The sequence below is a fragment of the Streptomyces camponoticapitis genome, from assembly GCF_014646115.1.
Taxonomy (GTDB): Bacteria; Actinomycetota; Actinomycetes; order Streptomycetales; family Streptomycetaceae; genus Streptomyces; species Streptomyces camponoticapitis.
This window is the reverse complement of record NZ_BMMV01000009.1, coordinates 54,859-80,574: the sequence shown is the minus strand read 5'-3', so window position 1 is coordinate 80,574 and position 25,716 is coordinate 54,859. Positions and strand designations below refer to the sequence as shown.

Sequence of the window (25,716 nt, the reverse complement as noted above, 5' to 3'; positions counted from 1 at the left end):
GAGCCGGGCCTCCGGCGTTGTCGGTCCCGGTGTACCGGGGGCCCGGTCAGACCGAGCGGAACGCCAGCACCACGTTGTGGCCGCCGAAGCCGAACGAGTTGTTGATCGCCGAGATCGTGCCCTCGGGCAGCGCCCGTGCCTCGCCGCGCACGACGTCCGCGTCGACCTCCTCGTCCAGTTCGTCGAGGTTGATCGTCGGCGGGGCCAGCCGGTGGTGCAGCGCGAGCACCGTCGCCACGGTCTCGATACCGCCGGCGCCGCCCAGCAGATGGCCGGTCATCGACTTCGTACCGGAGACGGCGACATGGTCGAGGTCTTCGCCCAGGACCCGGCGCAGCGCCTTGATCTCCGCCACGTCACCCTGCGGCGTCGATGTGGCGTGCGCGTTCAGGTGCACGATCTCCGACGGCTTCACGCCGGTGTTGTCGAGCAGGTTCCGCATCGCCGCCGCGACCCCGCGACCGGTCGGCTCCGGCTGCGCGATGTGGTGGCTGTCGGCGGACAGCCCCTGGCCCAGCACCTCGCAGTAGACGCGCGCGCCGCGCGCCTCCGCGTGCTCGGCGGACTCCAGGACCACGACCCCCGCGCCCTCGCCGAGGACGAAGCCGTCACGGCCCTTGTCGTAGGGGCGGGACGCCTTCGTGGGCTCGTCGTTGTTCTTCGACATCGCCATCATGTTGGCGAACGCGGCGACCGGCAGTGGGTGGATCGCCGCCTCCGTGCCGCCCGCCACCACGACGTCGGCGCGGCCGGTGCGGATCATCTCCACGGCGTAGCCGATGGCCTCGGCGCCCGACGCGCACGCGGAGACCGGAGTGTGCACACCCGCCTGGGCGTTCACCTCGAGACCGACGTTGGCGGACGGCCCGTTCGGCATCAGCATGGGCACGGTGTGCGGGGAGACGCGGCGTGCGCCCTTCTCCTTCAGCACGTCGTACTGGTCGAGAAGGGTGGTCACGCCGCCGATGCCGGAGGCGATGACGGTGCCGAGACGTTCGGGGGCGATGTTCTCGTCCTCGCCCGCCTTGGCCTTGTAGCCCGCGTCGGCCCACGCCTCACGCGCCGCGATCAGTGCGAACTGCGCGGAGCGGTCGAGCTTGCGGGCGAGCGGGCGGGGCAGCACGTCGGCCGGATCGACCGCGGCGAGCGCGGCGATCCGGACGGGCAGTTCGGCGAAGCGCTCGCTTTCGAGGGGCTTGACGCCCGAGCGGCCGGCGAGCAGGCCCTCCCAGGTCGATGCGCTGTCGCCACCCAGCGGTGTGGTTGCGCCGATACCGGTGACGACCACGGTGCGATTGGTCGGGCTCACTGGAATTCTTTCTCCACGTGTAGAGGGTGCGGAATTTGTACGGCGCCACCACCGGGTGGCGTCAGCCGCGCGACCTGGATCAGACCTGGTGCTTCGCGATGTAGTCGGCGGCGTCGCCGACGGTCTTCAGGTTCTTGACGTCGTCGTCCGGGATCTTCACGTCGAAGCGCTCCTCGGCGGCGACGACGACCTCGACCATGGACAGCGAGTCGACGTCCAGGTCGTCGGTGAAGGACTTGTCCAGCTGGACGTCCTCGACCGGGATGCCGGCGATCTCGTTCACGATCTCCGCGAGACCGTTGACGATCTCTTCCTGAGTGGCGGCCATGTGGGCGCTCCTTCGATATTCAGCGTGAGCAGAGGGATTTGTACAAGCACGGTCCGGAAAGCTCCGGTGTGCCTAGGGGAGGGTAACGACCGTCGCGGCGTACACGAGACCCGCCCCGAAGCCGATGACGAGCGCCGTGTCGCCGCTCTTCGCCTGACCGGTCGCCAGAAGCCGCTCCATCGCGAGCGGGATCGAGGCGGCCGACGTGTTGCCGGTGGTCTCCACGTCGCGGGCGACCGTGACGTGTTCAGGCAGCTTCAGAGTCTTCACCATCGAGTCGATGATCCGCATGTTGGCCTGGTGCGGAATGAAGACGTCCAGGTCCGCGGAGGTGATCCCGGCCGCGTCGAGGGCCTGTTGGGCGATCTTCGCCATCTCGAAGACCGCCCAGCGGAAGACCGCCTGGCCCTCCTGGGTGAGGGCGGGGAACCGCTCGACCGGTCCCTTGCGGTAGTCGTCCCAAGGTACGGTCTGCGTGATCGTGTTCGACTTGTCACCTTCGGAACCCCAGACCGTCGGACCGATCTGCGGGTCCTGCGAGGGGCCGACGACGACCGCGCCCGCGCCGTCGCCGAACAGGAAGGCCGTGGCGCGGTCTTCGAGGTCGGTGAGGTCCGACAGCCGCTCCACGCCGATGACCAGGACGTACTCCGCCGAGCCCTCGACGACCATGCCCTTGGCGAGCGTCAGCCCGTAACCGAAGCCCGCGCAGCCCGCCGAGATGTCGAACGCGGCCGGTTTGCCCGCGCCGATCCGGTCGGCGATCTCCGTCGCGACGGCCGGCGTCTGCTTGAAGTGCGAGACGGTCGACACGATCACGCCGCCGATCTGCTCCGGCGTGATCCCGGCGTCGGCGATGGCCTTGCCGGACGCCTCGATCGACATCATGGCGACGGTCTCCTCGTCGGAGGCCCAGTGCCGGGTCGCGATGCCGGAGCGGGAGCGGATCCACTCGTCGGACGAGTCGATCGTCTCCAGGATCACCTCGTTGGGCACCACGCGCGTCGGACGGTAACCGCCGACACCCATGATGCGGGCGTACGGGGCGCCCTGGCTGGGCCTGATCTTCGCCATGCTCTCTCGGGCTCCTTAGGCAGCGTGCTCGGCGACGATCTCGCGAGCCGCGTCGAGGTCGGCGGGGGTCTTGAGCGCGAGGGTCTTCACACCGGGCATGGCGCGCTTGGCGATACCGGTCAGCGTGCCGCCCGGGCACAGCTCGATCAACGCCGTCACACCCTGCTCCGTGAACGTCTCCATGCACAGGTCCCAGCGGACCGGGTTGGCGACCTGGCCCACGAGTCGTGCGACGACCTCGGCCCCCGTGCGCACAGTCTGCCCGTCCTTGTTGGACACATACGGCAAGGCGGGGTCTGACACGTCGAGCTTTCCGGCCGCTTCCGCCAGTTTGGCGACCGCGGGGGCCATGTGCTCGGTGTGGAAGGCGCCCGCGACCTTGAGGGGCACCACACGGCGTACGCCCTCGGGCTTGTCCGCCGCCAGGGCCTCGATCTGCTCCAGGGTGCCCGCGGCCACGATCTGGCCGGCACCGTTCACGTTCGCCGGGGTCAGACCGAGCTTCTCCAGATGGGGCAGGGTCACCTCCGGGTCGCCGCCGAGCAGCGCCGCCATACCGGTCGGCGTGATGGCGGCCGCCTCGGCCATGGCCAGACCGCGCGTACGGACGAAGCCGAGCGCGGCCTCCTCGCTCAGCACACCCGCGTACACGGCGGCGGTGATCTCGCCGACACTGTGTCCCGCGACCGCGCCCGCGCCGGCGGTGCCCGCCAGCAGGCCGCGCACGGCGTCGCCGGAGAGCAGACCCGCGGCGACCAGCAGCGGCTGGGCCACGGCGGTGTCACGGATCTCGTCCGCGTCGGCCTTCGTGCCGTAGTGGACCAGATCGAGGTCGATGGCGGCCGACCACGCCCGCAGCCGGTCTTCGGCGCCGGGCAGATCGAGCCAGGGAGTCAGGAAGCCGGGCGTCTGAGCGCCTTGGCCGGGAGCGACGAGTACGAGCACTCTCACACTCTCTCGTGGGGACGGCCTCCGCCGCCCGTGGGGACAAGGACGAAGAACCGTCGGGGTAATTGTTGGTGTCCAACAAAAGGCTAGGAAGGCGATTCCCCGTCGGCCAACCTCCCCAAGATCAACGCGATTCGCAGAGTGAAGGCGGAACGGACATCGGACGGTGACCATCCGGTGACGTCGGTCACACGTCGAAGCCGGTAGCGCACGGTGTTGGGGTGCACGAACAGCATCCGGGCGGCCCCTTCGAGACTGCTCGCCTGCTCCAGATAAACACTCAGAGTCTCCAGCAGCGCCGAGCCCGCTTCTTCAAGCGGTCTGTAGATCTCCTCCACCAACTGCTCACGAGCGGCAGGATCCGAGGCGATCGCGCGCTCCGGCAGGAGATCGTCGGACAGTACGGGACGCGGCGCGTCCTGCCAGGCCGAACACGCCTTGAGACCGGCCGCCGCCGCCTGCGCCGACCGCGTGGCCGCCAGCAGGTCGGGCACCACGGGGCCCGCCACCACCGGCCCGGCCGCGTACGGTCCGATCAGGGCTTTCGCGACCTGGAGCGGGTTGTCGCTGCCGCCCGCGATGACGACCAGCCGGTCACCGAGCACCCCGGTGAGGACCTGGAGCTTGGCGTGCCGCGCTGCCCGGCGGATCGCCTCGACGGTCAGCTCGCTGTCGCCGTCGGGCGCGGTGCCCAGCAGTACGCACACATGCTCGGGCGAGTTCCAGCCCAGGGCGGAGGCCCGCGACACGGCGCCCTCGTCGGCCTCGCCGGAGAGCACGGCGTTCACCACCAGCGACTCCAGCCGCGCGTCCCAGGCGCCCCGCGCCTCGGCGGCCTGCGCGTACACCTGGGCCGTCGCGAAGGCGATCTCCCGCGCGTACACGAGCAGCGCCTCGCGCAGCACCGACACATCGCCGGGCGCCGCGACCTCCTCGATCGCCGACTCCATGACCTCGATGGTGGTGCGCACCATCTCGACGGTCTGGCGCAGCGTGATCGCCCGGGTCAGCTCGCGCGGGGCCGTACCGAACACATCGGTGGAGATGGCCTGCGGCGTCTCGGGGTGCCGGAACCACTCGGTGAAGGCGGCGATACCGGCCTGGGCGACCAGACCGATCCATGAACGGTTCTCCGGCGGCATCGCCCGGTACCACGGCAGCTTCTCGTCCATACGGGCGATCGCGTTCGCGGCCAGCCTGCCTGCCGACTTCTCCAGTCGGCGCAGGGTCGCGGGATGCGGATGGGCTTCGTTCGAGGGTTCAGGCACGGGACAAGACTGCCTTATCAGGACGGCCGCGCGCCGGGCAGGCCCTAACGTGGGCACCGTGATTTCCGTCCGGTACGCCGACGACCGCTATCCCGGCGGTGACCTGTCCGCCGGGATCGAGTCCTTCCACGCCTTCTCCTTCGGGGAGTTCTACGATCCCGACAACCTCCGCTTCGGCGCGGTGCTGGCCTGCAACGAGGAACGGCTCGCGCCCGGCGCCGGGTTCGGTGAACACCCGCACAGCCACACGGAGATCGTCACCTGGGTCGTCGAGGGGGAACTCACCCACCGCGACTCCGCCGGGAACGCCACGGTGGTCCGGCCCGGAGACGTACAGCGGCTCAGCGCGGGCGGCGGCGTACGGCATGTGGAGCGCAACGACGGCGGACAGCCGCTGGTGTTCGTCCAGATGTGGCTCGCCCCGCTCGCGCCCGGCGGCGCCCCCCGCTACGAGATCGTGCACGGCATCGCAGACTCCACGCCGTACGCGCTCCCCGAGGCGGGCGCGATGCTGCATGTGCGCCGGCTCCAGGACGGCGAGCGGACCGCGATCCCCGACGCGGTGTACGCGTATCTGCACGTCGTGCGGGGCCTGGTGGTCCTGGCGGGCGTGGAGTTGGGCCCCGGTGACTCGGCGCGGATCACGGACTCCGCGGGCCTGGAGGTCGCCGCGGACGAACCGGCCGAGGTGCTGATCTGGGAACTGGGCCCGGACAGACCCTAGTTCTCGGGCCGCAGCTCCGCCAGCACCGCGTCCGTGAACGCCGGCCAGGCCTCGACCGCCCACGGGCCGAAGTCCCGGTCGGTCAGCGCCACGCACGCCGCGCCCGCGTCCGGGTCGACCCACAGGAACGTGCCCGACTGCCCGAAATGGCCGAAAGTGCGCGGTGACGACGAACTTCCCGTCCAGTGCGGCGACTTGGAGTCCCTGATCTCGAAGCCCAGACCCCAGTCGTTGGGCTTCTGATGCCCGTAGCCCGGCAGGATCCCCGACAGCCCGGGGTGGACCACCGTCATCGCCTCAAGGACCGTACGGGGGTCGAGCAGCCGAGGCGCCTGGAGTTCGGCGGCGAACCGGATCAGGTCGTCCACCGTCGAGACACCGTTCTTCGCGGGTGAGCCGTCCAGCGCGGTCGAGGTCATGCCCAGAGGTTCGAGGACCGCCTGGCGCAGATACTCGGGGAACGGGATGTCCGTCGCCTTCGCGACGTGCTCGCCCAATGCCTCGAAACCCGCGTTCGAGTACAGCCGCCGGGTGCCGGGCGGGGCCGTCACGCGGTGCTCGTCATAGGCCAGCCCGCTGGTGTGCGAGAGGAGATGGCGGACGGTCGAGCCCTCGGGCCCGGCCGGCTCGTCCAGCTCGACCGCCCCCTCCTCGTACGCCACGAGCACCGCGTACGCGGCGAGCGGCTTGGTCACCGACGCCAGCGGGAAACGGTGCGACGTGGGGCCGTACGACCCGCTCACCGTGCCGTCCGCGCGTACCACGGCCGCGGCGGCCGTCGGCACCGGCCAGTTCTCGATCATCGCCAGGCTCTGCATGGCCACGAGCGTAGACGGGACCCTTCCGCCGCCCGACCCCGGTACGGGAGCCGGCGAAGAACATCGCCCGGTCCCCCTTGCTTGGAGTGCACTCCAAGGTCCTACGTTGAAGCCATGACGCTGATCGAAAGCACCCCCGTCACGGCGGAGGCCGAGGACATCTGTGTGAGAGCCCCGTCGACCCATCCGCGCCCCGACGGCGACGACCGGTACACGATCAGCGAAGTAGCAGCCTTCACCGGCCTCACCGCGCACACCCTGCGCTGGTACGAGCGGATCGGACTCATGCCGCACGTCGACCGGTCGCATACCGGGCAGCGGCGCTTCACCAACCAGGACCTCGACTGGCTCGCCCTCGTCGGCAAACTGCGCCTCACCGGCATGCCGGTCGCCGACATGGTCCGCTACGCGGAACTGGTCCGGGAGGGCGAGCACACCTTCGAAGAGCGGCAGGAACTGCTCCAGCAGACCAGGCGCGACGTGCGGTCGCGGATAACCGAACTCCAGGACACCCTCGCCGTACTCGACCACAAGATCGACTTCTACGCCGGTGCGCACCGCGCGTCCGAAAGGGCATCATGAGCACAGAGAAGATCACCACCGTGACGCTCGGCACCGCCGGACCCACGGTCGGTGTCCAGGGCTTCGGCGCCATGGGCATAAGCGAGTTCTACGGCGACACGGACGAGGCGGCCGCCCGGGACACCCTCGAAGCCACGGTCGAGGCGGGCGTCACCCTCATCGACACGGCCAACGTGTACGGGCTCGGCGCCAACGAGACATTCCTCGCGCCGTTCGTCGCCGCCCACCGCGACGAGATAACCCTCGCCACCAAGTTCGGCATCGAGCGCCGCACCGACGACCCGAAGTACCGGGGTGTACGCAACGAGCCCGGGTACATCAAACAGGCCGTCGAAGACTCCCTGCGGCGCCTCGGCGTCGACGTCATCGACCTCTACTACATGCACCGCCACGACCCCGGCGTACCGTTCGCCGAGTCCGTCGGCGCGATGGCCGAACTCGTCGCCGAGGGCAAGGTCAAACACCTCGGCCTGAGCGAGGTCACCGGCGCCGAACTGCGCGAGGCGCACTCCGTGCACCCCATCGCCGCGCTCCAGTCCGAGTGGTCGCTGTTCTCCCGCGACGTCGAGACGAGCGCCGCGGCCGCCGCCGCCGAACTGGGCGTCGCCCTCGTGCCGTACTCACCGCTCGGACGCGGCTTCCTGACCGGCTCGTTCACCCAGGCCGACACGGAGCTCCAGAGCGAGGACTTCCGGCGCGGCATGCCGCGCTTCACCGGCGAGAACGCGGGCCGCAACGCCGCGCTCCTCGAACCCGTCCGCGCCGTCGCGGCGGCCCACGGCGCGACCGCCGGGCAGATCGCGCTCGCCTGGGTGCAGCAGCGCGCCCAGGTGCACGGTCTGACCGTCGTACCGATCCCCGGCACACGCAAGCGCTCGCGGCTGCTGGAGAACGCCGCCGCCACCCGCATCACCCTCACCCCCGGGGACCTGGCGCTCCTGGAGCCGATCGCCGGACAGGTCACCGGCGACCGCTACGCCGACATGTCCGCGACGTCCGCCGCCCGCGAGTAGCCCCCGCCGCACCACCTCACAGCGCCAGCGCGTACACCGCGAAGCCCGCCGCGAGCAGCCCCGCCGCTGCCCGGCGGGCGTTCGCGGCGCGCGTGCCCGACTCCCACGGCGCCTCGAACGCCCGCGCGTACCGGGCGATCACCACCAGCAGCACCGCGAACAGCGGCATCCACAGCACCCGGCCGAGAATCCAGCCGTACGAATCCGGAGCGGTCGTCAGCCCCGGCACCGCACCCAGATACGAACCCGGCACCGCCGCCGCGAGCATCGCCGTCTGGTGCCAGCACAGGATCGTCATCGCGGACAGGTTGATCACCACGACCGGCGCCCACAGCGCGGGCCTGCTCAGCACCCGCGCGATCCGGTCCCGCAGCAGGATCGCCGCGCCGCTCTGCACCGCGGCCAGCGCCAGCACCAGCAGCGACGGCGGATGCGAATTGGTCCGCGCCTCACCGGGCACCCCGACCATCGACGCCGGGTAGTGGAAGACCACCAGCAGTACGGCGAAGAGCACCCCGCCGCCCACCAGCAGCACCCGCGCGCCGCGCCGGCTGATCCGGCCCTCGCCCCACGACACGCCGAGCTGATACGCGAAGAGCCAGCCCGGCAGGATGTTCACCACGCTCAGCCACCCGGGCATCGCGTCGCCGTACGGGCCGTAGCGCAGCACATCCACGACGGCCACCACCCCCAGCAACGGCGCCGCCGCCCACGCGCCCAGGTACCGCGCGGCCCGCACGCAGTACGGCGTCAGCGCCGTCACCACGACGTACACGCCCACGAACCACAGCGGCTGCACCACCAGCGTCGAGCCCGTACGCAGTGTCGTCCCGGGCACACCGGCCGCGTACAGCACCGGGATCAGCACCGCCCACACCGCCGTCACGCCCAGCACCGGGCGCCCCAGCCGGGTCACGCGCTGCCGGAGCCAGTCCGCGGTGGAGCCCTTCCGGCGCCGGTAGGAGAGCACCGACGCGTAACCGCCGACCAGGAAGAAGATGCCCAGCATCTGGAGCACCCAGCTCACCGGCGCGAAGAGGCCGAACGTGCTCAGCGGGCTCGCGTTGCGCAACGCCCCCTCGTCCAGCGTGAATCCGCCCAGCAGCCAGTGCCCCGTCGGCACCGCGAGCAGCGCGAGCGCGCGCAGACCGTCGATCGCGCGGTCACGGGACGCGGGCGTCCGCGCCTCGATCTTCTCGACGAGCCTCATCGCACGTCACCCCCCGTGGCGATCGCGGCGAAGGCGCGGAGCGAGTCCGTGCCGGGGGCGAAGTAGCCGGTGTGACCGTGCGCGGTGCCGGCGGGGACCCGGCGGGCCCCGAAGTCCTCCGCCGCCGGATCCGTGCCGTGGCCCAGGCCAAGGAACTCGACGTTCGGCACCTTGGAGATCCAGTCCGACGGGTCCTTCGCCGCCCACACCCGGGCGTCCGTCCGCAGCGCGGCCACGTTCGCGGCGCGCATGCCGGGGGAGCCGAGGACCACGATGTCGCTCGCAGCCGCCTCGCTCGCGGCGATGCCGCACACCACGGAGCCGTAGCTGTGGCAGAACAGCTTCGGTGTCTTGACCCCGGCGGCGGTCAGGCCCCCGGTGAACCGGGCCAGCCGCCCGGCGCCCGCTTCGGCGAGCCCGCCCGTCGCGGCGTCCAGCCCGAGGCCGAGGGGCGTGGTGTAGCCGGCCCACGCCACCACGGCGATACGGCCGTTGGTCGCGGTCCGCAGCGAGCCGGCCATCCCGGCGGGGGTGCCGTACGGGTCCCTCTTCCGGTCGTACGTCCTGGCGTCGATGTCCGAACCCGGCACCACGACGGCGACATGACGTGCCGTCAGCAGGTTTCCGTACACCTCGGCTACGGTGCCGCGACCGCGCGGATCGAAGGCGATGATCTGCCGACCGTTCTCGGCGAGGCGGGCGTAACGGGGGTCCTCGGCGATGGCCAGCCTGTTGGCCCGGTACCGGAGTTGGACGGGGGCGCCGTCGAGGTTCCCCACGACGGAGGGGTGCCGCGCGGCGAGCTCACGTTGCTGGGCGGGGCTCAACGCACCGAAGAACGCGGCGACTTGGGCGGGGCTTGCCTTCCCCGGGTCCGGCAGGGAGCGTCCGAGCGACGTGTCGTCCAGCCAGGCCGCGGTGCCGGGCGGGGGGCCGGTGACGGGGCTCTGCCCGCTCCCGGCGGCCCAGCCGGCGGTGCCGGACACCAGGGTGGCCATCAGCGCGGCGGCGACCAGGGTTCTCTTGTAGCGGCGCATTCGCGTCTCCCTCGTAGTGGCCACGGTGTGTGGCGGGAGGAAGGTAGGAAGACGACGGGTTCGGGGGCGTCACACCGGGGAGCCAAGTCGCGGGTGCTACTGGGGTACGGGGTGTCTTGGTTGCTGTGTCGTTGCCGGGGGTGGGGTTCGGGGTCTCCGGAGGGGTATGTCCGGACGGTGTGATTTACGGCGCGTGCACCGCTCGTTGGACCCGAGGGGACGTTCTTGTTCCCGCGCCACAAATCAGCCCGAGTGTCCGAACACACCCCTCCTGCGACCCCGCCCCCCTCACGCCGGTGGGGGATCCGTACCCGCATCCCCGGGTGCTGCCGGTCCGCGGGTTGGAAGGGGGACGTGACCCCGGAGCGGCACCCGGACGCGGCGGCGTCCACCTTCAGCCCGTCCGGCGCTTGAGGACACCCCGACCACCGACCACCGGCCCGCGGGCGCGGGCTGCCGGTCAACTGCCAGGGGCAACAAGCCCGGACTCGTACGCGAAGATCACCGCCTGCGCCCTGTCCCGCAGCTGAAGCTTCGCCAGCACCCGCCCGATGTGCGTCTTCACCGTCTGCTCCGCCAGGACCAGCCGCCCGGCGATCTCCTGGTTCGACAGCCCTCGTGCGATCAGCTCCAGAACCTCCGTCTCGCGCGGTGTCAGCCCCTTCAGCCGCAGCGAGCGGTTCCTGCGCGGTGCCGGCCGCTGCTGCGCGAAGTCCGCGATCAGCCGGCGCGTCACGGAGGGGGCCAGCAGCGCCTCGCCCGCCGCGACCACGCGGACCGCCGAGATCAGGTCCGCCGGCGGCGCGTCCTTCAGCAGGAACCCGGAGGCTCCCGCGCGCAGCGCCTCGTACACGTAGTCGTCCACGTCGAACGTGGTCAGCATCAGTACCTTCGGCCGGTGCACCACCCCCACCGGCGGGTCCAGCAGCGCCCGCGCCGCCGCCAGGCCGTCCATCTCCGGCATCCGGACGTCCATCAGGACCACGTCGGGATGGGTCCTGCGGCTGACCTCGATGCCCAGGGCACCGTCCGGCGCCTCGCCGACCACGTCGATGTCGGCCTGCGCCGAGAGCAGTGCGGCGAACCCGGCGCGCACCATGGCCTGGTCGTCGACGATGATCACGCGAATGGTCACGACGGATCCTCCGTGGTCGGGTCGGGGGCGGCCGGTGCCAGCGGAAGCCGCGCGGCGACCCGGAACCCGCCGTCCGGCAGCGGTCCGGTGTCCAGCGTGCCGCCGGTCAACCGTACGCGTTCGCGCATACCGATCAGCCCGTGGCCGGTGCCGGAGCTCTCCAGCGGTGAAGTGCGGGCCGTCGCGGGCCCGTTGACGACCAGGACGGTCAGCAGGTCGGCGTCCGAGGTCACCGAGACACGGGTCGGCGCGTCGGGCGCGTGCCGTACGACGTTGGACAGGGCCTCCTGGACGATGCGGTACGCGGAGAGGTCCACCGACGGCGGGACGGCACCGAGATCCGCCGCGAGGGACAGCTCGGCCGGTACCCCGGCCCGTACCGTCGCCTCGACGAGCTGCTGCACCCGGCCGAGCCCGGGCTGCGGCGCCCGTTCGCCCGCCGACCCGTCGCTGCGCAGCACCGCCAGCAGCCGGCGCATCTCGGTCAGCGACTCCCGCGCTCCGGCGGCGATCGTGGAGAACTCCTCGCGTGCCGCGTCGGACAGCCCCTCGATCCGGTACGGCGCCGAGTCGGCCTGGACCGTGATGACGGACATGTGGTGGGCGACGACGTCGTGCAACTCGCGTGCGATCCGGGCGCGTTCCTCCAGCAGTGTGCGCTGGGCGCGTTCGACCTCGCTGATTGACTCCTGCTCCACCAGTCTGCGCTGGGCGTCACCGCGCTCGCGCAGGGCGGCGGTGACGAGCAGGACCACGCCCGTGAGTACGAACAACAGGAGATGGACCCCGTCGCTGTGTTTCTGCGAGATCAGCTCGAAGACCAGCCCCGCCGCTCCTGTCATGAGCCAGACGGCGAGCAGCGTGCGGCGGGGCCCGCGCAGCCCGAGGCACGCCATCAGCAGGAGGTAGCCGACGACGACCGTCGGCGGCCACGGCCAGGACCGGCCGTCGAGATCCGCCGCCGAGGTCAGGAGCAGCACCGCGCCGACGATGTCGGCGACGAAGATGATCCACCACGCCTGGAGCGGCCGGGTCACGGCGAGCAGCAGCGGTGCGGCCTGCGCGGTGGCGAGCGCCCCCGCCCAGCCGCCCTCCAGCTGGTAGTCCTGGACGAGCACGGTGACGGTGGTGGACAGCAGCGCGACAGCGAAGCCGAAGGCGACGACGTACGGGGCGTGCCGCTGCCACCGCTTGGACGCGCCGGCCAGCAGTGGTTCGGTGGACGCGGTCGAAGTGCGCAGGGCGCCGCCGAGCGAGAGCAGTGACCGGAGGGCGGCGCGGGGCAGGGGTGGCGGTTCTTGGGGGCTCATGGCCGGTTCAGCGTATGCAGCGCCCGTACCGCTCGGCGTCATACCCAGGAGCCACACCTGGGCTCATACCCCCGTAGGGGGTCGTCGCTACGCGCGTCACAACTCGGCCAGCAGCTCCGCTTTCTTCGCGCTGAACTCGTCGTCCGTCACCAGCCCCGCGTCGTGCAGCTCGCCGAGATGCCGGATCCGTTCGGCGATGTCCGCCGGATCGCGCCGGCCGGCGGCCACCGGTACGGGGACGGATCCGGGGTGCACGGCGGAGCCCGACGTCCGTACGGCCGCCAGCACCGCCGCCGCGAACGGCAGGGATTCGTGGACCGGCCCGTAGCCGAGGCCGAAGACCACGGCCGCCGGGTCGTGGTCGGCCTGGGCCGGCTGCTGGTGGTCACCGCGGCGCAGGAGACGCAGGTAGCCCTCGAAGGCCTCGGGGGAGCGCCACTCGACCCCGCTCAGCTCCGAGACGGTGAAGCGCTGGTCGCCCGCCTTCCACTTCGCCGACGACGCGCCCGTCCAGAACCAGCGGAAGGACACCTTGGACCCGTCGAAGGACGCCCTGCCGTCGTACGCCTTGAAGTTCAGCGGCGCCGGGGGAGGGTCCACGAGATAGCGGTCGGCGGGGTCGTCGCCGGGCGGCCCGGTCGTGGAGAGGGCGGTGCTCAGCTCGTCCGCGTAGTACTCGGCGAGCGTCTCGCGCTCCGCGGGCAGCACCAGCCGGTACGGATCGCCGGAGTCCTTGAGCTGACCGGCCGCCGCCTCCATCAGCGGGTCGGCGCCGGGTCTGGGCACGGCGTGCAGCACCACCGTCCCGCGCTTGCCCGGGGAGAGCGTCACCGACGCCAACGCCTCGTGCGGTACGCGCCGTTCGCGCAGTGCCTGGAAGAGCTTTGGCGTGCGTATCCCCCGTTCGAAGCGGATGAGCACGGAGTCGCTTTCGAACTCCCAGGTGGCATGAATTCCGGCCAGCACATCACCCATGTGCCTCATCGTATGCGTCGTACGGCCGCACGTCGCCCCTCGGCGACGACCCCGACGGACCCAGGGTCTGTCGTTTGGATCTTGCCGGGCTCGCGGTCCCTGGCACGCGCGCTCGCCGCGTTGTCGTCGGTCGGCATGGCTCCGCCATGCCTCCCTCCTCCGCCTTGCGATCGCACGCACCAGACCCCGCTCCCTGATCCGGCCTGATCCAAGACAGACCCTAGTTCTACGCGCGTCAGATCACTTCGCCGCCGGAGATTCCCCTCCGGCACCCGTCGCCGTCGTCCGCACAACTGGTGTTCCGGTACGAACCGACCCCGATGTCCGCGAAGTTCCGCAGGCTCTCCGTGCCCGGCTCGAAATAGCCGGTGTGGCCGGCCGCGCCCTCCGCGGACAGCACCCGTGCGCCGAAGTCCGGCGTCACCGGGTCGGCGCCGTGGCCGAGCCCGCCGACCTCCAGATACGGCACGACCTGGATCCAGTCGTCGTGGTCCCGCATCGCCCAGATCCGGGCACGGGAGTCCAGCTGACCTGCCGACTCCGCCCGCATCCCGGGACTGCCCGCGACCGCCACGTCCGTGACCCGGGCGGGCAGCCGGCGCGCGGCGATGCCGCACACCACGGAACCGTAGCTGTGGCAGATCAGCGAGACGCGCGAGGTGCCCGGCAGCGCGGAGGTGAGCGCGTTGAGCCGTACGGCGCCCGCCGACGCCAGTCTCCCGGTCACGGCGTCCACGCCGAGACCCGAGGGCGCGGTGTAGTCGGCCCACGCGATGACGGCGGTACGGGTACGGGGCGAGGCCGCCCGCTCCGCGCCGTACAGCGAGCTGGCCATGCCGACCGGTGCGGCGTAGCGGCGCTTGGTGCGCTCGAACGTCAGGAGGTTCGTGTCGGCGCCCGGGACGACCACGGACACGCGCGTCGCGCTGCCGAGTTCGCCGAAGACCTCGGCGGCGCGGCCGTCGCCCGACGGGTCGAAGGCGAGGATCTGGCGGCCGTCGCCCGCCATCGACTCGAAGCGGTGCATCCGGCGGCTCGCCTGTTGCCGCCCCCCGACGGAGAGTCTGCTGTCGTGCGTCCGTTCCCGCTCGTCGTCGCGCGCCTGGATCACGGCCAGCCGGTTGGCGCGGTAGCGGAGTGGCAGGGGAGCGCCGTTGAGATTGCCCACCACGAGGGGGTACCGGTCGGCGAGCCCGACTTGGCGCGCGGCGCTGAGCGAGGCGAAGAACGCGGCCAGCCGCTTCGGCGGCGCACCGGGGTCGGGCAGATCGACGCGGCCGACGCGGCCCCTCTCCCAGGCGGAGAGCGCCCTCGTCCGTGCGGTGCCGTCCTCGCCGTCCCGCTGGAGGGCGGTCCATCCGCCGGAGGCCAGCATCACGAAGACCACGGCGAGTGCCAGCAGGGTGCGCCGTGCGGTGAGGGACGGGGAGGAGTCGGAGGAAGTCACTGCGCGACACACTAGGAGAAGCTCGGCGGCGCCCGAGGTGAGCGTGAGGCAGATCACTCCCTGAGGAGGGGTGAACTGGCGTTTGCTCACCCTCCGTCGGGGTAACGCGCACGCACTGAAGCTCAGATGTGGCGTACGTAACAGGACGCAAGGTGCGAATCGCCCTCGCACGGAGGGCCGCTGAGCCTCGCTCAGGACCCGCGCGTGCGCGGCCAGTCACCCGCGAGCGTGGGTACGAGCTGGTCCAGATACGACTCCGTCAGCTCCAGCAGCCCGTCCAGACCCGTCTCGCGCTGCCCCCACAGCCTGCCCGTCACCCGCATCACCCCGGAGAACGCGGCGACGGCCACACGCGGACGGGGATCCGTCTCCACATCGAGCCCCTCGCGCTCGGCGATCACCAGCGCGACCCGCTCCTCCAGCTCCGTGGCGCGCCGCAGATGCGCGGCCAGCAGCGAGGGCGTGGATTCGATCAGCCGGTAGGTGCGCAGATGCAGTTCGACCGGGACCAGGGCCTCGATCGCCTCGTTGATGGAGTTCCAGGCGTCCAGCACCGCGTTGTGCATCGCCTCGAACGGGGTCTCCCGGGCCGGACGCCGACGCAGCTCCGCCACGAAGTACGACTCCACCATGGACTGGATGGTGAAGGCCGCCTCCTCCTTGCTGGCGAAGTAGCGGAAGAAGGTGCGCTGGGAGACGTCGACCACCTCGGCGATCTCGTCGACGGTCGTCTCCTCGTACCCCCGCGTCGTGAACAGCTCAAGAGCCGCCCGCAGGAGGGCGTCCCGCGTGCGCTGCTTCTTCAGCTCCCGCAGTCCGGCCGGATGCCGTGCCGCCCGCTGGCCGTCCATCGCTCTCCGGTCCTCTTTTCCGTCACTTCTCGTCCACTTCCAACGCCGCTGTCGGCCCGAGGTGAGATGTGAGCCACGTGACAGTTACAGACTAGTGAAATGGTTGGTCAACTGTCAGACGCTGTCATTAGCCTCGGGACATGACTAGTCAGACCACCGTCAAATCGGCGCCGAACGATCCGCGGGACGCGGCTCCGGGAGCCACGAAGGGCCTCCGAGGCCACCCCTGGCTGACACTCTTCTCCGTCGCCATCGGCGTGATGATGGTCGCGCTCGACGGCACGATCGTCGCCATCGCCAACCCGGTGATCAAGGAAGACCTGGGCGCCACCTTCGCTCAGGTCCAGTGGATAACCAACGGCTATCTCCTCGCGCTCGCCGTCGCTCTCATCACCGCGGGCAAGCTCGGTGACCGCTTCGGCCACCGCCAGACCTTTCTGATCGGTATCGCGGGCTTCGCCGCGGCCTCCGCCATCATCGGGTTCTCCGACAGCGTGGCGTTCGTCGTCGCCTTCCGCGTACTCCAGGGCGTCTTCGGCGCCCTCCTGATGCCGGCCGCGCTCGGCCTGCTCCGCGCCACCTTCCCCGCCGAGAAGCTGAACATGGCCATCGGCATCTGGGGCATGGTCATCGGCGCCTCCACCGCGGGCGGCCCGATCGTCGGCGGTCTGCTCGTCGAACACGTCAGCTGGCAGTCGGTGTTCTTCATCAACGTGCCCGTGGGTGTCGTCGCCCTGGCGCTCGGCCTGGTGATCCTCAAGGACCACCGCGCGGTGAACGCCCCGAGGTCCTTCGACGTCGTCGGCATCCTGCTGCTCTCGGCCGCGATGTTCTCCCTGATCTGGGCGATCATCAAGGCGGGTGAGTCCTGGGGCTGGACGTCGGGCGGCACCTGGGTGTTCCTGGGTGCGGCGGTCCTGTGCTTCGTCCTGTTCGCGGTCTGGGAGACGAAGGTCAAGGAACCCCTCGTACCGCTGAGCATGTTCCGGTCCGTCCCGCTCAGCGCCGGCACGATCCTGATGGTGCTGATGGCCTTCGCCTTCATGGGCGGACTCTTCTTCGTGACGTTCTACCTCCAGGGCGTCCACGGCATGAGCCCCGTCGACAGCGGTCTGCACCTGCTGCCGCTGACCCTCATGATGATCGTCGCCTCGCCCGCCGCGGGCATGCTGATCACCAAGTTCGGACCACGGGTCCCGCTGGTCGGCGGCATGGTCGCCACGGCCGTCGCGATGTTCGGCATGTCCACCCTGTCGCCCGGGTCCGGCACGTTCGTGATGTCGGTCTGGTTCGCGCTGCTCGGCATGGGTCTGGCCCCGGTCATGGTCGGCGCCACCGAGGTCATCGTCGGAAACGCGCCGCTGGAACTCTCCGGCGTCGCGGGCGGACTCCAGCAGGCCGCGATGCAGGTCGGCGGCGCGCTCGGTACGGCGGTGCTCGGCGCCGTCATGTCGGCCAAGGTCAGCGCCGACCTGGAGGGCAACTGGCAGGACGCCGGCATCCAGCTGCCGCTGGACCCGTCGCTGGAACAGGCGGCCGAGATCGGCGTCGCCCCGCCCGCGCTGGCCGAGGCGCCCGGCGTGACGCCGGACATCTTCGCCAGGATCACCGGGGTCATGCAGGACACCTTCGTGTCCGGCATGAGTCTGGCGTTCCTGGTCGCCGGTGCGGTCGCGGTGGTCGCGGCGTTCGTCGCCACCCGGACCAAGCGCGGCGACAACGCGGACGCGGCAGGAGGCGGCGTACACATCTGACGCGACGCCACGCATGAGTCGACCCGAATCGAGCCGAGCCGAATCGATCGACCCGAATCGAGCCGGCGTCAACACGGCGCGATTTCGCGCGACGGCCCCGCCCGGACATCCCGGCGGGGCCGTCGCCTGTTCGGGTGGAGTCGGGCAGGATCCCCTTCCCGTGGCGCGGGCCGCCGGGTCAGAGTGCGGACAACTGATCGGCACCACACGGGGGTTCACCATCATGCGTACAGCCATGCGTACGACCATGCGTACGACCACACGCGCCACCCTGCTCACCGCGGCCACCCTGGCCGCCGCCACGGCCCTGCTGCCGGCCGCCGCCCCGGCCGCCGAAGCCGCCGCCGCACGACGCGACGCGTGCGGACCCGGCGAGCTCTGTCTGTGGGGAAAGCCGGATTTCCGCGGCCCCCGCCAGACCCATGAGCTCTTCCGCACCGAGATCCAGAACTGTGTCCCGCTGCCGCCGGGCACCGACGCGCAGTCCCTGGTCAACCGCACCGGACGGCCCGTCACCACCTACCAGTCGCACGAGTGCGAGGAGACCGGGGAGTTCGAGACGTACCCCGGAAACGGCACCTGGGTTCCGCGGTCGCCCTACCGAGTACGGGCCTTCAAGGTCTGGGAGCGCTGAGCGGGGGTACGCGACTTTCCAGACAGCCCACATCCACCGACACAGGGAGTGATGATGACGGGCTTCGGAAACACCCGGACACGCAAGCACCCTCGTTCACGCGGCCGGATGGGGTCGCGGAACGGGACGGACCGCGTGACCATCGGAATTGTCGGCCTGGTCTTCGCAGTCGCGGGCCTGTTCGTCCTGTCGATCGTGCTCGGACCGCTGGCCATCGTGCTCGGCTGGCTGGGTATGGGCCGGCGCTGGAGCACCGCGTACATCCCCGCGGTGATCGCCTTCACGCTCGGTATCGTCGACACCGTACTGGCGCTCATGTGGCTGCTCTGACCGGCCGATCGGGTAGCCACCGGACGACCGGACAGCGGAATCAGGCCGGTGCGCGGCCGGCTGTCGTACCGTCGCTCTCCCGCTCCTGAGCGGGCAGGGCGGCACCCGACAGCCGGCCCACTTCCGCGCGCAGCGCCCGCACCTCCTCGGTCAGCAGCTCGATCGCGGCCGTCTGGCGCTTCTCGCCCGCGCTCTCCTGCTCGAAGCGGGAGATGAACCAGGTGGCGATGTTCGCCGTGATCAGCCCGAGCAGGGCGATCCCGCTCAGCATCAGACCGATGGCAAGCAGCCGTCCGAGCCCGGTCGTCGGCGAGAGATCGCCGTACCCCACCGTGGTCATCGTCGTGAACGACCACCACACCGCGTCGCCCAGGGTCTTGATGTTCCCGTCGGGGGAGTCCCGTTCGACCTCCAGGACGGCCAGTGAACCGAACATCATCAGCCCGGCGACCGACCCCACCACATACGTCGTGAGCCTGATCTGGCTCGCGATCCTCGCCCGCTGACCTACCAGCAGCAGCGTCGCGACGACGCGCAGCAGCCGCAGCGGCGCCACCATCGGCAGCAGTACGGCGAGCAGATCCAGCGGATGAGTGCGTACGAACTGCCAACGGGCGCGGGCCAGGACGAGCCGCACCGCGTAGTCGGCGGCGAACAGACCCCACACCACCCACTCGACGAGCGTGCAGGCGCGGGTGAGCGCGCCGTTCGCGTCCGTCATGACGATGGGCAGGGCGTACGCGACGCCGAAGAGCAGCGCGAGCGCCAGCAACGGCCGCTGCGTGCGGAGTTCCCAGCGGACACGCGCGGGTATTTCCTTCATGGCCGAAAAGAGTAGGCAACGCGGCGCCGAGCCGGAACGGCGATGCGCCCCCTCGACGAGCGGTGGCCGGTCCCGTACCTCACGGGACCGGCCACCTGCCGCCTGCTTCTCGCTACGGGACGCCTACGCGTCGCCGCCCGCGGCGCCCGGGTCCGCCGCCGCCACGTCCAGCAGCTGGTAGCGGTCCACCGCCTGCTTCAGCACCGAGCGGTCCACCTTGCCCTCCCTGGCGAGCTCCGTGAGCACCGTCAGAGCGATCGACTCCGCGTCGATGTGGAAGAACCGGCGGGCCGCGCCACGCGTGTCCGCGAAACCGAAACCGTCCGCGCCCAGCGACTGGTACGTCCCCGGCACCCAGCGCGAGATCTGGTCCGGCACGGACCGCATCCAGTCCGAGACCGCGACGAACGGGCCCTCGGCGCCCGAGAGTTTGCTCGTCACGTACGGGACGCGCTGCTCCTCCTCGGGGTGGAGCAGGTTGTAGCGCTCCACCTCCACGGCCTCCCGGCGCAGCTCGTTCCACGACGTCGCCGACCACACGTCCGCGCGCACGTCCCAGTGCTCGGCCAGGATCCGCTGCGCCTCGACGGCCCACGGCACGGCCACGCCGGACGCCATGATCTGCGCCGGGATCGAGCCCCGCTCACCCTGCTTGAAGCGGTAGACGCCCTTGAGGATGCCCTCGACGTCCACGTTCTCGGGCTCGGCCGGGTGCTGGATCGGCTCGTTGTAGACGGTCAGGTAGTAGAAGACGTTCGGGTCCTCGCCCGGGTGCGGCTGCCCGTACATCCGGCGCAGCCCGTCCTCCATGATGTGCGCGATCTCGTAGCCGAACGCCGGGTCGTAGCTGACACAGCCCGGGTTGGTCGAGGCGAGCAACTGCGAGTGGCCGTCGGCGTGCTGGAGACCCTCACCGGTCAGGGTCGTACGCCCGGCGGTCGCGCCCAGTACGAAACCGCGCGCGAGCTGGTCGGCCATCTGCCAGAACTGGTCGCCGGTCCGCTGGAAGCCGAACATCGAGTAGAAGACGTACACCGGGATCAGCGGCTCGCCGTGCGTCGCGTACGCCGAACCCGCCGCGATCAGCGACGCCGTACAGCCCGCCTCCGAGATGCCGTCGTGCAGCATCTGCCCGGTCGGCGACTCCTTGTAGGCGAGAAGCAGCTCACGGTCGACCGACTCGTACTGCTGGCCGAGCGGGTTGTAGATCTTCGCGCTCGGGAAGAACGCGTCCATACCGAAGGTGCGGTACTCGTCGGGCGCGATCAGCACGAAACGCTTGCCGATCTCCTTGTCCCGCATGAGGTCCTTCAGCACCCGCACGAACGCCATGGTCGTGGCGATCGACTGCTGGCCGGACCCCTTCTTCGCAGCCGCGTAGGCCTTGTCGCCCGGCAGCCGGAGCGCCTCCGAGCGCACCACACGGGTCGGTACATAGCCGTCCAGGCTCTTGCGCCGGTCGTGCATGTACTGGATCTCTTCCGAGTCCCTGCCCGGGTGGTAGTACGGCGGCTGCCCGTCCTCCAACTGGCTGTCGGTGATCGGCAGGTGCAGCCGGTCGCGGAAGCCCTTCAGGTCGGCGACGGTCAGTTTCTTCATCTGGTGCGTCGCGTTGCGGCCCTCGAAGTTCGGACCCAGCGTCCAGCCCTTCACGGTCTGCGCGAGGATCACCGTCGGCTGGCCCTTGTGCGCCTTGGCCGCCGCGTACGCCGCGTACACCTTCTTGTGGTCGTGACCGCCGCGCCCCAGATGCAGGATCTGCTCGTCCGACATGTTCTCGACCATGGCGCGCAGCCGCTGGTCGTCACCGAAGAAGTGCTCGCGGATGTACGCGCCGGTCTCCGTGGCGTACGTCTGGAACTGCCCGTCCGGCGTCGTGTTCAGCCGGTTGACGAGCACACCGTCACGGTCCTGCGCGAGCAGCGGGTCCCAGGAGCGGTCCCAGACCAGCTTGATCACATTCCAGCCGGCGCCCCGGAACTGGGACTCCAGCTCCTGGATGATCTTGCCGTTTCCGCGCACCGGGCCGTCGAGCCGCTGAAGGTTGCAGTTGACGACGAACGTCAGATTGTCCAGACCCTCACGGGCCGCGATCGACAGCTGCCCCAGCGACTCCGGCTCGTCCATCTCGCCGTCGCCCAGATACGCCCACACATGCGACCGGGAGGTGTCGGCGATGCCGCGGGCCTCCATGTAGCGGTTCATCCGCGCCTGGTAGATCGCACCGAGCGGGCCCAGACCCATCGAGACGGTCGGGAACTCCCAGAAGTCCGGCATCAGCCGCGGGTGCGGGTAGCTGGACAGACCGTCGGGGAACTTCGACTTCTCCTGACGGAAGGCGTCGAGCTGCGCCTCGCTGAGCCGGTCGAGCAGGAAGGCACGGGCGTAGATGCCCGGCGACGCGTGGCCCTGGAAGAAGATCTGGTCGCCGCCGTCACCGCCGTCCTTGCCCCGGAAGAAGTGGTTGAAGCCCACGTCGTAGAGGGAGGCGGAGGACGCGAAGGTGGCGATATGGCCGCCGACGCCGATCCCCGGACGCTGCGCGCGGGAGACCATCACCGCGGCGTTCCAGCGGGTCGCGTTGAGGATCTTCCGCTCGATCTCCTCGTTGCCGGGGAAGAACGGCTCGTCCTTGGTGGCGATCGTGTTGACGTAGTCGGTGCTGCGCATCTCGGGCACGGCCACGCGCTTCTCGCGCGCGCGCTCGATCAGGCGGAGCATCAGATAGCGGGCGCGCTCACGCCCCCGCTCGTCGACGGCGGCGTCGAGCGAGTCGAGCCACTCCTGGGTCTCCTCGGGATCAAAGTCCGGGACCTGGCTGGGAAGGCCGCCAATGATGATCGGGTTGCGATCGGATCCGGAAGCCACACTTTTCCTTCGCTGTTCGGGTCGTGTCGCGCCTCGCATCCGGGCCGGTCGTCCGACCGGCCACACCATCCATGCGGGGCACGCCTGTGGGTCCTGCGGGTACTGCGCTGGTGCTTGGGGGAGCTTGCCTCTTCTGCCGCCAGGGAACAGGCACGAAAGCGGGCCGTACGGCGATATCCATCGTGTACCGCGGCGACGGAAACGTCACCTCTACCGAGGGGTAACCCGCACACTGCGACAAATTCCGCGTGACAACATCGCCCGCTTGGCCGTCCGCCGTGTTCCGGGCTCCGGCCAAACCGGAATCTTACGCCCAAGGCGGCTATGCGTTTCGTTCGGTCGTTCGGACCTGATTGGCCTACCGAAGCCGCGTAGGATGACAAAAAGGGAAGAAACTCTCCCGGGCCATCACGGGCCGTGTTAGTGGGGTGTCAGGAGATGCGGTGAAGCGGCCCGGAACGTACCCGTTTCGGCGGTCTCGGCCGTCGGGTACTTGCGCGATCCGCCCGGCCCGTGTGGACTACGGCCAGCGCCCCGCGTACGCGCGTGGCTGAAGCATTTTCCAAAACATGATCAGGAGGCAATCCGTGAGCGCGACCGCGGACCACGCGGAGGAACGAACCAACGTTGCCGCGAGGCTTGGGTTCGAACCCGGACAGGTGGTCCAGGAGATCGGCTACGACGAGGACGTCGAGCAGGAGCTCCGTGAGTCCATCGAGGCCGTCATCGGCCAGGAGCTCGTCGACGAGGACTACGAGGACGTGGCCGACGCCGTCGTTCTCTGGTTCCGCGACGACGACGGCGACCTGACGGACGCGCTGGTGGACGCCATCGGTCTGATCGACGAAGGCGGGGCGGTCTGGCTGCTGACGCCCAAGACCGGCCGTGACAACTACGTCGAGCCCAGCGACATCAACGAGGCCGCACAGACCGCCGGCCTGGCGCAGACCAAGAGCATCAACGCCGGCAAGGACTGGACCGGCAGCCGACTGGTCACGCCCAAGGCGGCGAAGTCCAAGCGCTGAGAACCGGCGCCGCATCCGAGCGCGAAAGCCGAAGCGGCGGCCGGGCAGACATGCCTCGCAAGCCTCGCACGCACTGACGGCCCCCGCCGGCATCCGCCGCCGGGGGCCCTTGCGTAGGGTGTCCGGTGCGGCACGGCCGGGGGCCGGGGATCGCGGGCGAGGGGGAGCAGGGCCGATGACGGAGAGAGTGGCGGGGATGGTGACTGGGCAAGCGGCGGGTACGGGACCGTCCGGTACGGCGCCGACCGGGATCGAGGTCGGCGCGCAGGCGCCGGACTTCACCCTGAAGGACAACCACGGGCGGACCGTACGGCTCTCCGACTTCCGGGCCGGCCCCGACGACGACGGCAGGAACGTGGTGCTGATCTTCTACCCGTTCGCGTTCACCGGCGTCTGCACCGGTGAGCTCCGCGCACTCCGCGACGAGCTGCCCACCTTCGTCAACGACGACACCCAGCTGCTCGCGGTGTCCACCGACTCCATCCACACCCTGCGGATCTTCGCCGATCAGGAGGGGCTGGAGTACCCGCTGCTCTCGGACTTCTGGCCGCACGGGCAGACCTCGCGGGCGTACGGGATCTTCGACGAGGACAAGGGCTGCGCGCTGCGCGGCACCTTCGTCATCGACAGGGCGGGCGTGGTGCGCTGGACGGTCGTCAACGCCATCTCGGACGCACGTGACGTCGACGAGTACGTCAAGGCCCTTGCCGCTCTGTGACGACAACTCGCCATCTGTGATCGCGGTATCTCGGGAAAAGCCTTGTGGGAGCGGGCTAGTCCGCTGTAAACCGCACAAGGGGTGGGAACCGGTCACTAGGATCCAGTCGTTGTTCCGATGCCAATTGCACCAGGGGGCGCGCTACGCGCGGTGACGGCCGCCGAAACGGCCGGTGCCGGGGCGGCGCCCCTGTGAAACTCATCAAGGGAGGACTCGTGGGAGTCAGCCTCAGCAAGGGCGGCAACGTCTCGCTGACCAAGGCCGCGCCCAACCTGACCGCGGTCACTGTGGGTCTGGGCTGGGACGTCCGCACGACCACCGGTAACGACTTCGACCTCGACGCCAGCGCTCTGCTGACGAACGCCGAGGGCAAGGTCACGAGTGACGGAAACTTCGTCTTCTTCAACAACCTCAAGAGCCCGGACGGCTCGGTCGAGCACACCGGCGACAACCTCACCGGTGAGGGCGAGGGCGACGACGAGGCGATCAAGGTCAACCTCGCGGCGGTCCCCGCGGAAGTCGACAAGATCGTGTTCCCGGTCTCGATCTACGAGGCGGAGAACCGCCAGCAGTCCTTCGGCCAGGTGCGCAACGCGTTCATCCGCGTCGTCAACCAGGCGGACAACAACGAACTGGCTCGGTACGACCTGACCGAGGACGCGTCGACGGAGACGGCGATGGTCTTCGGAGAGCTTTACCGAAATGGCGCCGAGTGGAAGTTCCGCGCCATCGGACAGGGGTATGCCTCTGGCCTGCGTGGCATCGCGCAGGACTTCGGCGTCAACGTCTGAGCCGCTGATCCGTCGTCCGGCGCCGCACATCCGAGTGCGGCGCCGGACGCGCCTCATCGTGCGGGGTTCGCACCCGCACACGCACCACGAGCACGGCGTCAGGCGCGCCGTGCCCGGCACCACGTACCCTCGGGGAGGACTCACCAATCATGGGCGTCACACTCGCCAAGGGGGGCAATGTCTCCCTCTCCAAAGCCGCACCGAACCTCACCCAGGTGTTGATCGGTCTCGGCTGGGACGCTCGCTCCACCACCGGAGCGGACTTCGACCTCGACGCCAGTGCCCTGCTCTGCCAGTCAGGGCGCGTGCTCGGCGACGACTGGTTCATCTTCTACAACAACCTCACCAGCCCCGACGGTTCCGTCGAGCACACGGGCGACAACCTGACCGGTGAGGGCGACGGCGACGACGAGTCCCTGCTGGTCAACCTCCCCGCCGTGCCCGCCAATGTGGACAAGATCATCTTCCCGGTGTCGATCCATGACGCCGACACCCGGGGACAGACCTTCGGCCAGGTCAGCAACGCGTTCATCCGCGTCGTCAACCAGGCGGACGGTCAGGAACTGGCGCGGTACGACCTGACCGAGGACGCCTCGACGGAGACCGCGATGATCTTCGGCGAGCTCTACCGCTACGGGGGCGAGTGGAAGTTCCGTGCGGTGGGACAGGGGTACGCGTCGGGGCTGCGTGGCATCGCTCTAGACTTCGGGGTCAACGTTTCGTAAAGCAGTGCTCTGCGCGGGG

25 protein-coding genes are annotated in these 25,716 nt (G+C 70.2%); 10 read left to right on the top strand and 15 right to left on the bottom strand.

The genetic code is table 11. From position 1 onward, the window contains the following. Positions 1-46: 46 nt before the first annotated feature. From fabF to IEY79_RS16185, 5 genes are all read right to left on the bottom strand, one after another. Positions 47-1,309, bottom strand: coding sequence for a beta-ketoacyl-ACP synthase II (fabF, locus tag IEY79_RS16205; protein WP_189108191.1), 1,263 nt, complete (start codon positions 1,307-1,309; stop codon positions 47-49). 79 nt (positions 1,310-1,388) lie between these two features. Continuing rightward, entirely contained in the window at positions 1,389-1,637 is a 249-nt protein-coding gene (locus IEY79_RS16200) for an acyl carrier protein (RefSeq protein WP_189108190.1), read from the bottom strand. Positions 1,638-1,709: 72 nt separating this feature from the next. Beyond that, on the bottom strand, positions 1,710-2,711 hold the full coding sequence (locus IEY79_RS16195; protein WP_189108189.1) for a ketoacyl-ACP synthase III: 1,002 nt from the start codon (positions 2,709-2,711) through the stop codon (positions 1,710-1,712). 15 nt (positions 2,712-2,726) lie between these two features. Next, entirely contained in the window at positions 2,727-3,656 is a 930-nt protein-coding gene (locus IEY79_RS16190; protein WP_189108188.1) for an ACP S-malonyltransferase, read from the bottom strand. 89 nt (positions 3,657-3,745) lie between these two features. Continuing rightward, on the bottom strand, positions 3,746-4,927 hold the full coding sequence (locus IEY79_RS16185) for a PucR family transcriptional regulator (RefSeq protein ID WP_189108187.1): 1,182 nt from the start codon (positions 4,925-4,927) through the stop codon (positions 3,746-3,748). A gap of 61 nt (positions 4,928-4,988) precedes the next feature. On the opposite strand from IEY79_RS16185, the gene IEY79_RS16180 reads away from it, so the two are divergent. Then, positions 4,989-5,651, top strand: a complete 663-nt coding sequence (locus tag IEY79_RS16180) for a pirin family protein (RefSeq protein ID WP_189108323.1) — start codon at positions 4,989-4,991, stop codon at positions 5,649-5,651. Here the strand turns inward: IEY79_RS16180 and IEY79_RS16175 are convergent. Continuing rightward, complete coding sequence (locus IEY79_RS16175) at positions 5,648-6,469, bottom strand: serine hydrolase domain-containing protein (RefSeq protein WP_189108186.1); 822 nt, start codon at positions 6,467-6,469, stop codon at positions 5,648-5,650. The two genes, IEY79_RS16180 and IEY79_RS16175, sit on opposite strands and share 4 nt — an antisense overlap. A gap of 114 nt (positions 6,470-6,583) precedes the next feature. Here IEY79_RS16175 and IEY79_RS16170 point away from each other — a divergent pair, with 114 nt between their 5' ends. Both IEY79_RS16170 and IEY79_RS16165 read left to right on the top strand, forming a co-directional pair. Beyond that, on the top strand, positions 6,584-7,051 hold the full coding sequence (locus tag IEY79_RS16170) for a MerR family transcriptional regulator (RefSeq protein WP_189108185.1): 468 nt from the start codon (positions 6,584-6,586) through the stop codon (positions 7,049-7,051). Beyond that, a complete protein-coding gene (locus IEY79_RS16165) occupies positions 7,048-8,064 on the top strand; it encodes an aldo/keto reductase (protein WP_189108184.1) in 1,017 nt (338 codons plus the stop codon). The genes IEY79_RS16170 and IEY79_RS16165 overlap by 4 nt, the downstream gene beginning before the upstream one ends. A gap of 16 nt (positions 8,065-8,080) precedes the next feature. Here IEY79_RS16165 and IEY79_RS16160 read toward each other — a convergent pair whose 3' ends face one another. From IEY79_RS16160 to IEY79_RS16130, 7 genes are all read right to left on the bottom strand, one after another. Beyond that, on the bottom strand, positions 8,081-9,274 hold the full coding sequence (locus IEY79_RS16160) for an acyltransferase family protein (protein WP_189108183.1): 1,194 nt from the start codon (positions 9,272-9,274) through the stop codon (positions 8,081-8,083). Then, entirely contained in the window at positions 9,271-10,311 is a 1,041-nt protein-coding gene (locus tag IEY79_RS16155; RefSeq protein ID WP_189108182.1) for an alpha/beta hydrolase, read from the bottom strand. The genes IEY79_RS16160 and IEY79_RS16155 overlap by 4 nt, the downstream gene beginning before the upstream one ends. A gap of 460 nt (positions 10,312-10,771) precedes the next feature. Next, positions 10,772-11,446 (bottom strand): response regulator, encoded by a 675-nt coding sequence (locus IEY79_RS16150; protein ID WP_189108181.1) that lies wholly within the window; start codon positions 11,444-11,446, stop codon positions 10,772-10,774. Next, positions 11,443-12,756 (bottom strand): sensor histidine kinase, encoded by a 1,314-nt coding sequence (locus tag IEY79_RS16145; protein WP_229700897.1) that lies wholly within the window; start codon positions 12,754-12,756, stop codon positions 11,443-11,445. The genes IEY79_RS16150 and IEY79_RS16145 overlap by 4 nt, the downstream gene beginning before the upstream one ends. Before the next feature lie 96 nt (positions 12,757-12,852). After that, on the bottom strand, positions 12,853-13,731 hold the full coding sequence (locus IEY79_RS16140; RefSeq protein WP_189108179.1) for a DUF4429 domain-containing protein: 879 nt from the start codon (positions 13,729-13,731) through the stop codon (positions 12,853-12,855). 235 nt (positions 13,732-13,966) lie between these two features. Further along, entirely contained in the window at positions 13,967-15,178 is a 1,212-nt protein-coding gene (locus IEY79_RS16135) for an alpha/beta hydrolase (RefSeq protein ID WP_189108178.1), read from the bottom strand. A gap of 191 nt (positions 15,179-15,369) precedes the next feature. Then, a complete protein-coding gene (locus tag IEY79_RS16130) occupies positions 15,370-16,029 on the bottom strand; it encodes a TetR family transcriptional regulator (RefSeq protein WP_189108177.1) in 660 nt (219 codons plus the stop codon). 140 nt (positions 16,030-16,169) lie between these two features. On the opposite strand from IEY79_RS16130, the gene IEY79_RS16125 reads away from it, so the two are divergent. The 3 genes from IEY79_RS16125 (at position 16,170) to IEY79_RS16115 (ending at position 18,747) form a co-directional block, all read left to right on the top strand. Continuing rightward, complete coding sequence (locus IEY79_RS16125; protein WP_189108176.1) at positions 16,170-17,783, top strand: MFS transporter; 1,614 nt, start codon at positions 16,170-16,172, stop codon at positions 17,781-17,783. A gap of 247 nt (positions 17,784-18,030) precedes the next feature. After that, positions 18,031-18,417: a peptidase inhibitor family I36 protein gene (locus IEY79_RS16120; protein ID WP_189108322.1), complete on the top strand. Its 387-nt coding sequence runs from the start codon at positions 18,031-18,033 to the stop codon at positions 18,415-18,417. Positions 18,418-18,552: 135 nt separating this feature from the next. Continuing rightward, positions 18,553-18,747, top strand: coding sequence for a hypothetical protein (locus IEY79_RS16115; protein WP_373292551.1), 195 nt, complete (start codon positions 18,553-18,555; stop codon positions 18,745-18,747). A gap of 40 nt (positions 18,748-18,787) precedes the next feature. On the opposite strand, the gene IEY79_RS16110 is transcribed toward IEY79_RS16115, so the two are convergent. Beyond that, positions 18,788-19,570 (bottom strand): potassium channel family protein, encoded by a 783-nt coding sequence (locus IEY79_RS16110; protein WP_189108174.1) that lies wholly within the window; start codon positions 19,568-19,570, stop codon positions 18,788-18,790. A 123-nt stretch (positions 19,571-19,693) separates the two neighbouring features. After that, on the bottom strand, positions 19,694-22,438 hold the full coding sequence (gene aceE, locus IEY79_RS16105; protein ID WP_189108173.1) for a pyruvate dehydrogenase (acetyl-transferring), homodimeric type: 2,745 nt from the start codon (positions 22,436-22,438) through the stop codon (positions 19,694-19,696). A gap of 587 nt (positions 22,439-23,025) precedes the next feature. Here aceE and IEY79_RS16100 point away from each other — a divergent pair. The 4 genes from IEY79_RS16100 to IEY79_RS16085 all read left to right on the top strand — a co-directional run bounded on the left by IEY79_RS16100 (position 23,026) and on the right by IEY79_RS16085 (position 25,697). Then, a complete protein-coding gene (locus tag IEY79_RS16100; protein ID WP_164250122.1) occupies positions 23,026-23,463 on the top strand; it encodes a DUF3052 domain-containing protein in 438 nt (145 codons plus the stop codon). Positions 23,464-23,659: 196 nt separating this feature from the next. Further along, the gene (locus IEY79_RS16095) at positions 23,660-24,181 is read left to right on the top strand and encodes a peroxiredoxin (RefSeq protein ID WP_189108172.1); all 522 of its coding nucleotides are present in this window, start codon (positions 23,660-23,662) and stop codon (positions 24,179-24,181) included. 215 nt (positions 24,182-24,396) lie between these two features. After that, positions 24,397-24,972: a TerD family protein gene (locus IEY79_RS16090; protein WP_189108171.1), complete on the top strand. Its 576-nt coding sequence runs from the start codon at positions 24,397-24,399 to the stop codon at positions 24,970-24,972. A 149-nt stretch (positions 24,973-25,121) separates the two neighbouring features. Then, a complete protein-coding gene (locus IEY79_RS16085; RefSeq protein WP_189108170.1) occupies positions 25,122-25,697 on the top strand; it encodes a TerD family protein in 576 nt (191 codons plus the stop codon). The last annotated feature ends 19 nt before the right edge of the window (positions 25,698-25,716 follow it).

Excerpts from the sequence above, each read along its gene's own strand:
- IEY79_RS16200 (WP_189108190.1), bottom strand. The coding sequence starts at position 1,637 with ATGGCCGCCACTCAGGAAGAGATCGTCAACGGTCTCGCGGAGATCGTG.
- IEY79_RS16195 (WP_189108189.1), bottom strand. The coding sequence starts at position 2,711 with ATGGCGAAGATCAGGCCCAGCCAGGGCGCCCCGTACGCCCGCATCATG.
- IEY79_RS16175 (WP_189108186.1), bottom strand. The coding sequence starts at position 6,469 with ATGCAGAGCCTGGCGATGATCGAGAACTGGCCGGTGCCGACGGCCGCC.
- IEY79_RS16170 (WP_189108185.1), top strand. The coding sequence starts at position 6,584 with ATGACGCTGATCGAAAGCACCCCCGTCACGGCGGAGGCCGAGGACATC.
- IEY79_RS16165 (WP_189108184.1), top strand. The coding sequence starts at position 7,048 with ATGAGCACAGAGAAGATCACCACCGTGACGCTCGGCACCGCCGGACCC.
- IEY79_RS16160 (WP_189108183.1), bottom strand. The coding sequence starts at position 9,274 with ATGAGGCTCGTCGAGAAGATCGAGGCGCGGACGCCCGCGTCCCGTGAC.
- IEY79_RS16155 (WP_189108182.1), bottom strand. The coding sequence starts at position 10,311 with ATGCGCCGCTACAAGAGAACCCTGGTCGCCGCCGCGCTGATGGCCACC.
- IEY79_RS16145 (WP_229700897.1), bottom strand. The coding sequence starts at position 12,756 with ATGAGCCCCCAAGAACCGCCACCCCTGCCCCGCGCCGCCCTCCGGTCA.
- IEY79_RS16140 (WP_189108179.1), bottom strand. The coding sequence starts at position 13,731 with ATGGGTGATGTGCTGGCCGGAATTCATGCCACCTGGGAGTTCGAAAGC.
- IEY79_RS16130 (WP_189108177.1), bottom strand. The coding sequence starts at position 16,029 with ATGGACGGCCAGCGGGCGGCACGGCATCCGGCCGGACTGCGGGAGCTG.
- IEY79_RS16125 (WP_189108176.1), top strand. The coding sequence starts at position 16,170 with ATGACTAGTCAGACCACCGTCAAATCGGCGCCGAACGATCCGCGGGAC.
- IEY79_RS16120 (WP_189108322.1), top strand. The coding sequence starts at position 18,031 with ATGCGTACGACCACACGCGCCACCCTGCTCACCGCGGCCACCCTGGCC.
- IEY79_RS16110 (WP_189108174.1), bottom strand. The coding sequence starts at position 19,570 with ATGAAGGAAATACCCGCGCGTGTCCGCTGGGAACTCCGCACGCAGCGG.
- IEY79_RS16095 (WP_189108172.1), top strand. The coding sequence starts at position 23,660 with ATGGTGACTGGGCAAGCGGCGGGTACGGGACCGTCCGGTACGGCGCCG.
- IEY79_RS16085 (WP_189108170.1), top strand. The coding sequence starts at position 25,122 with ATGGGCGTCACACTCGCCAAGGGGGGCAATGTCTCCCTCTCCAAAGCC.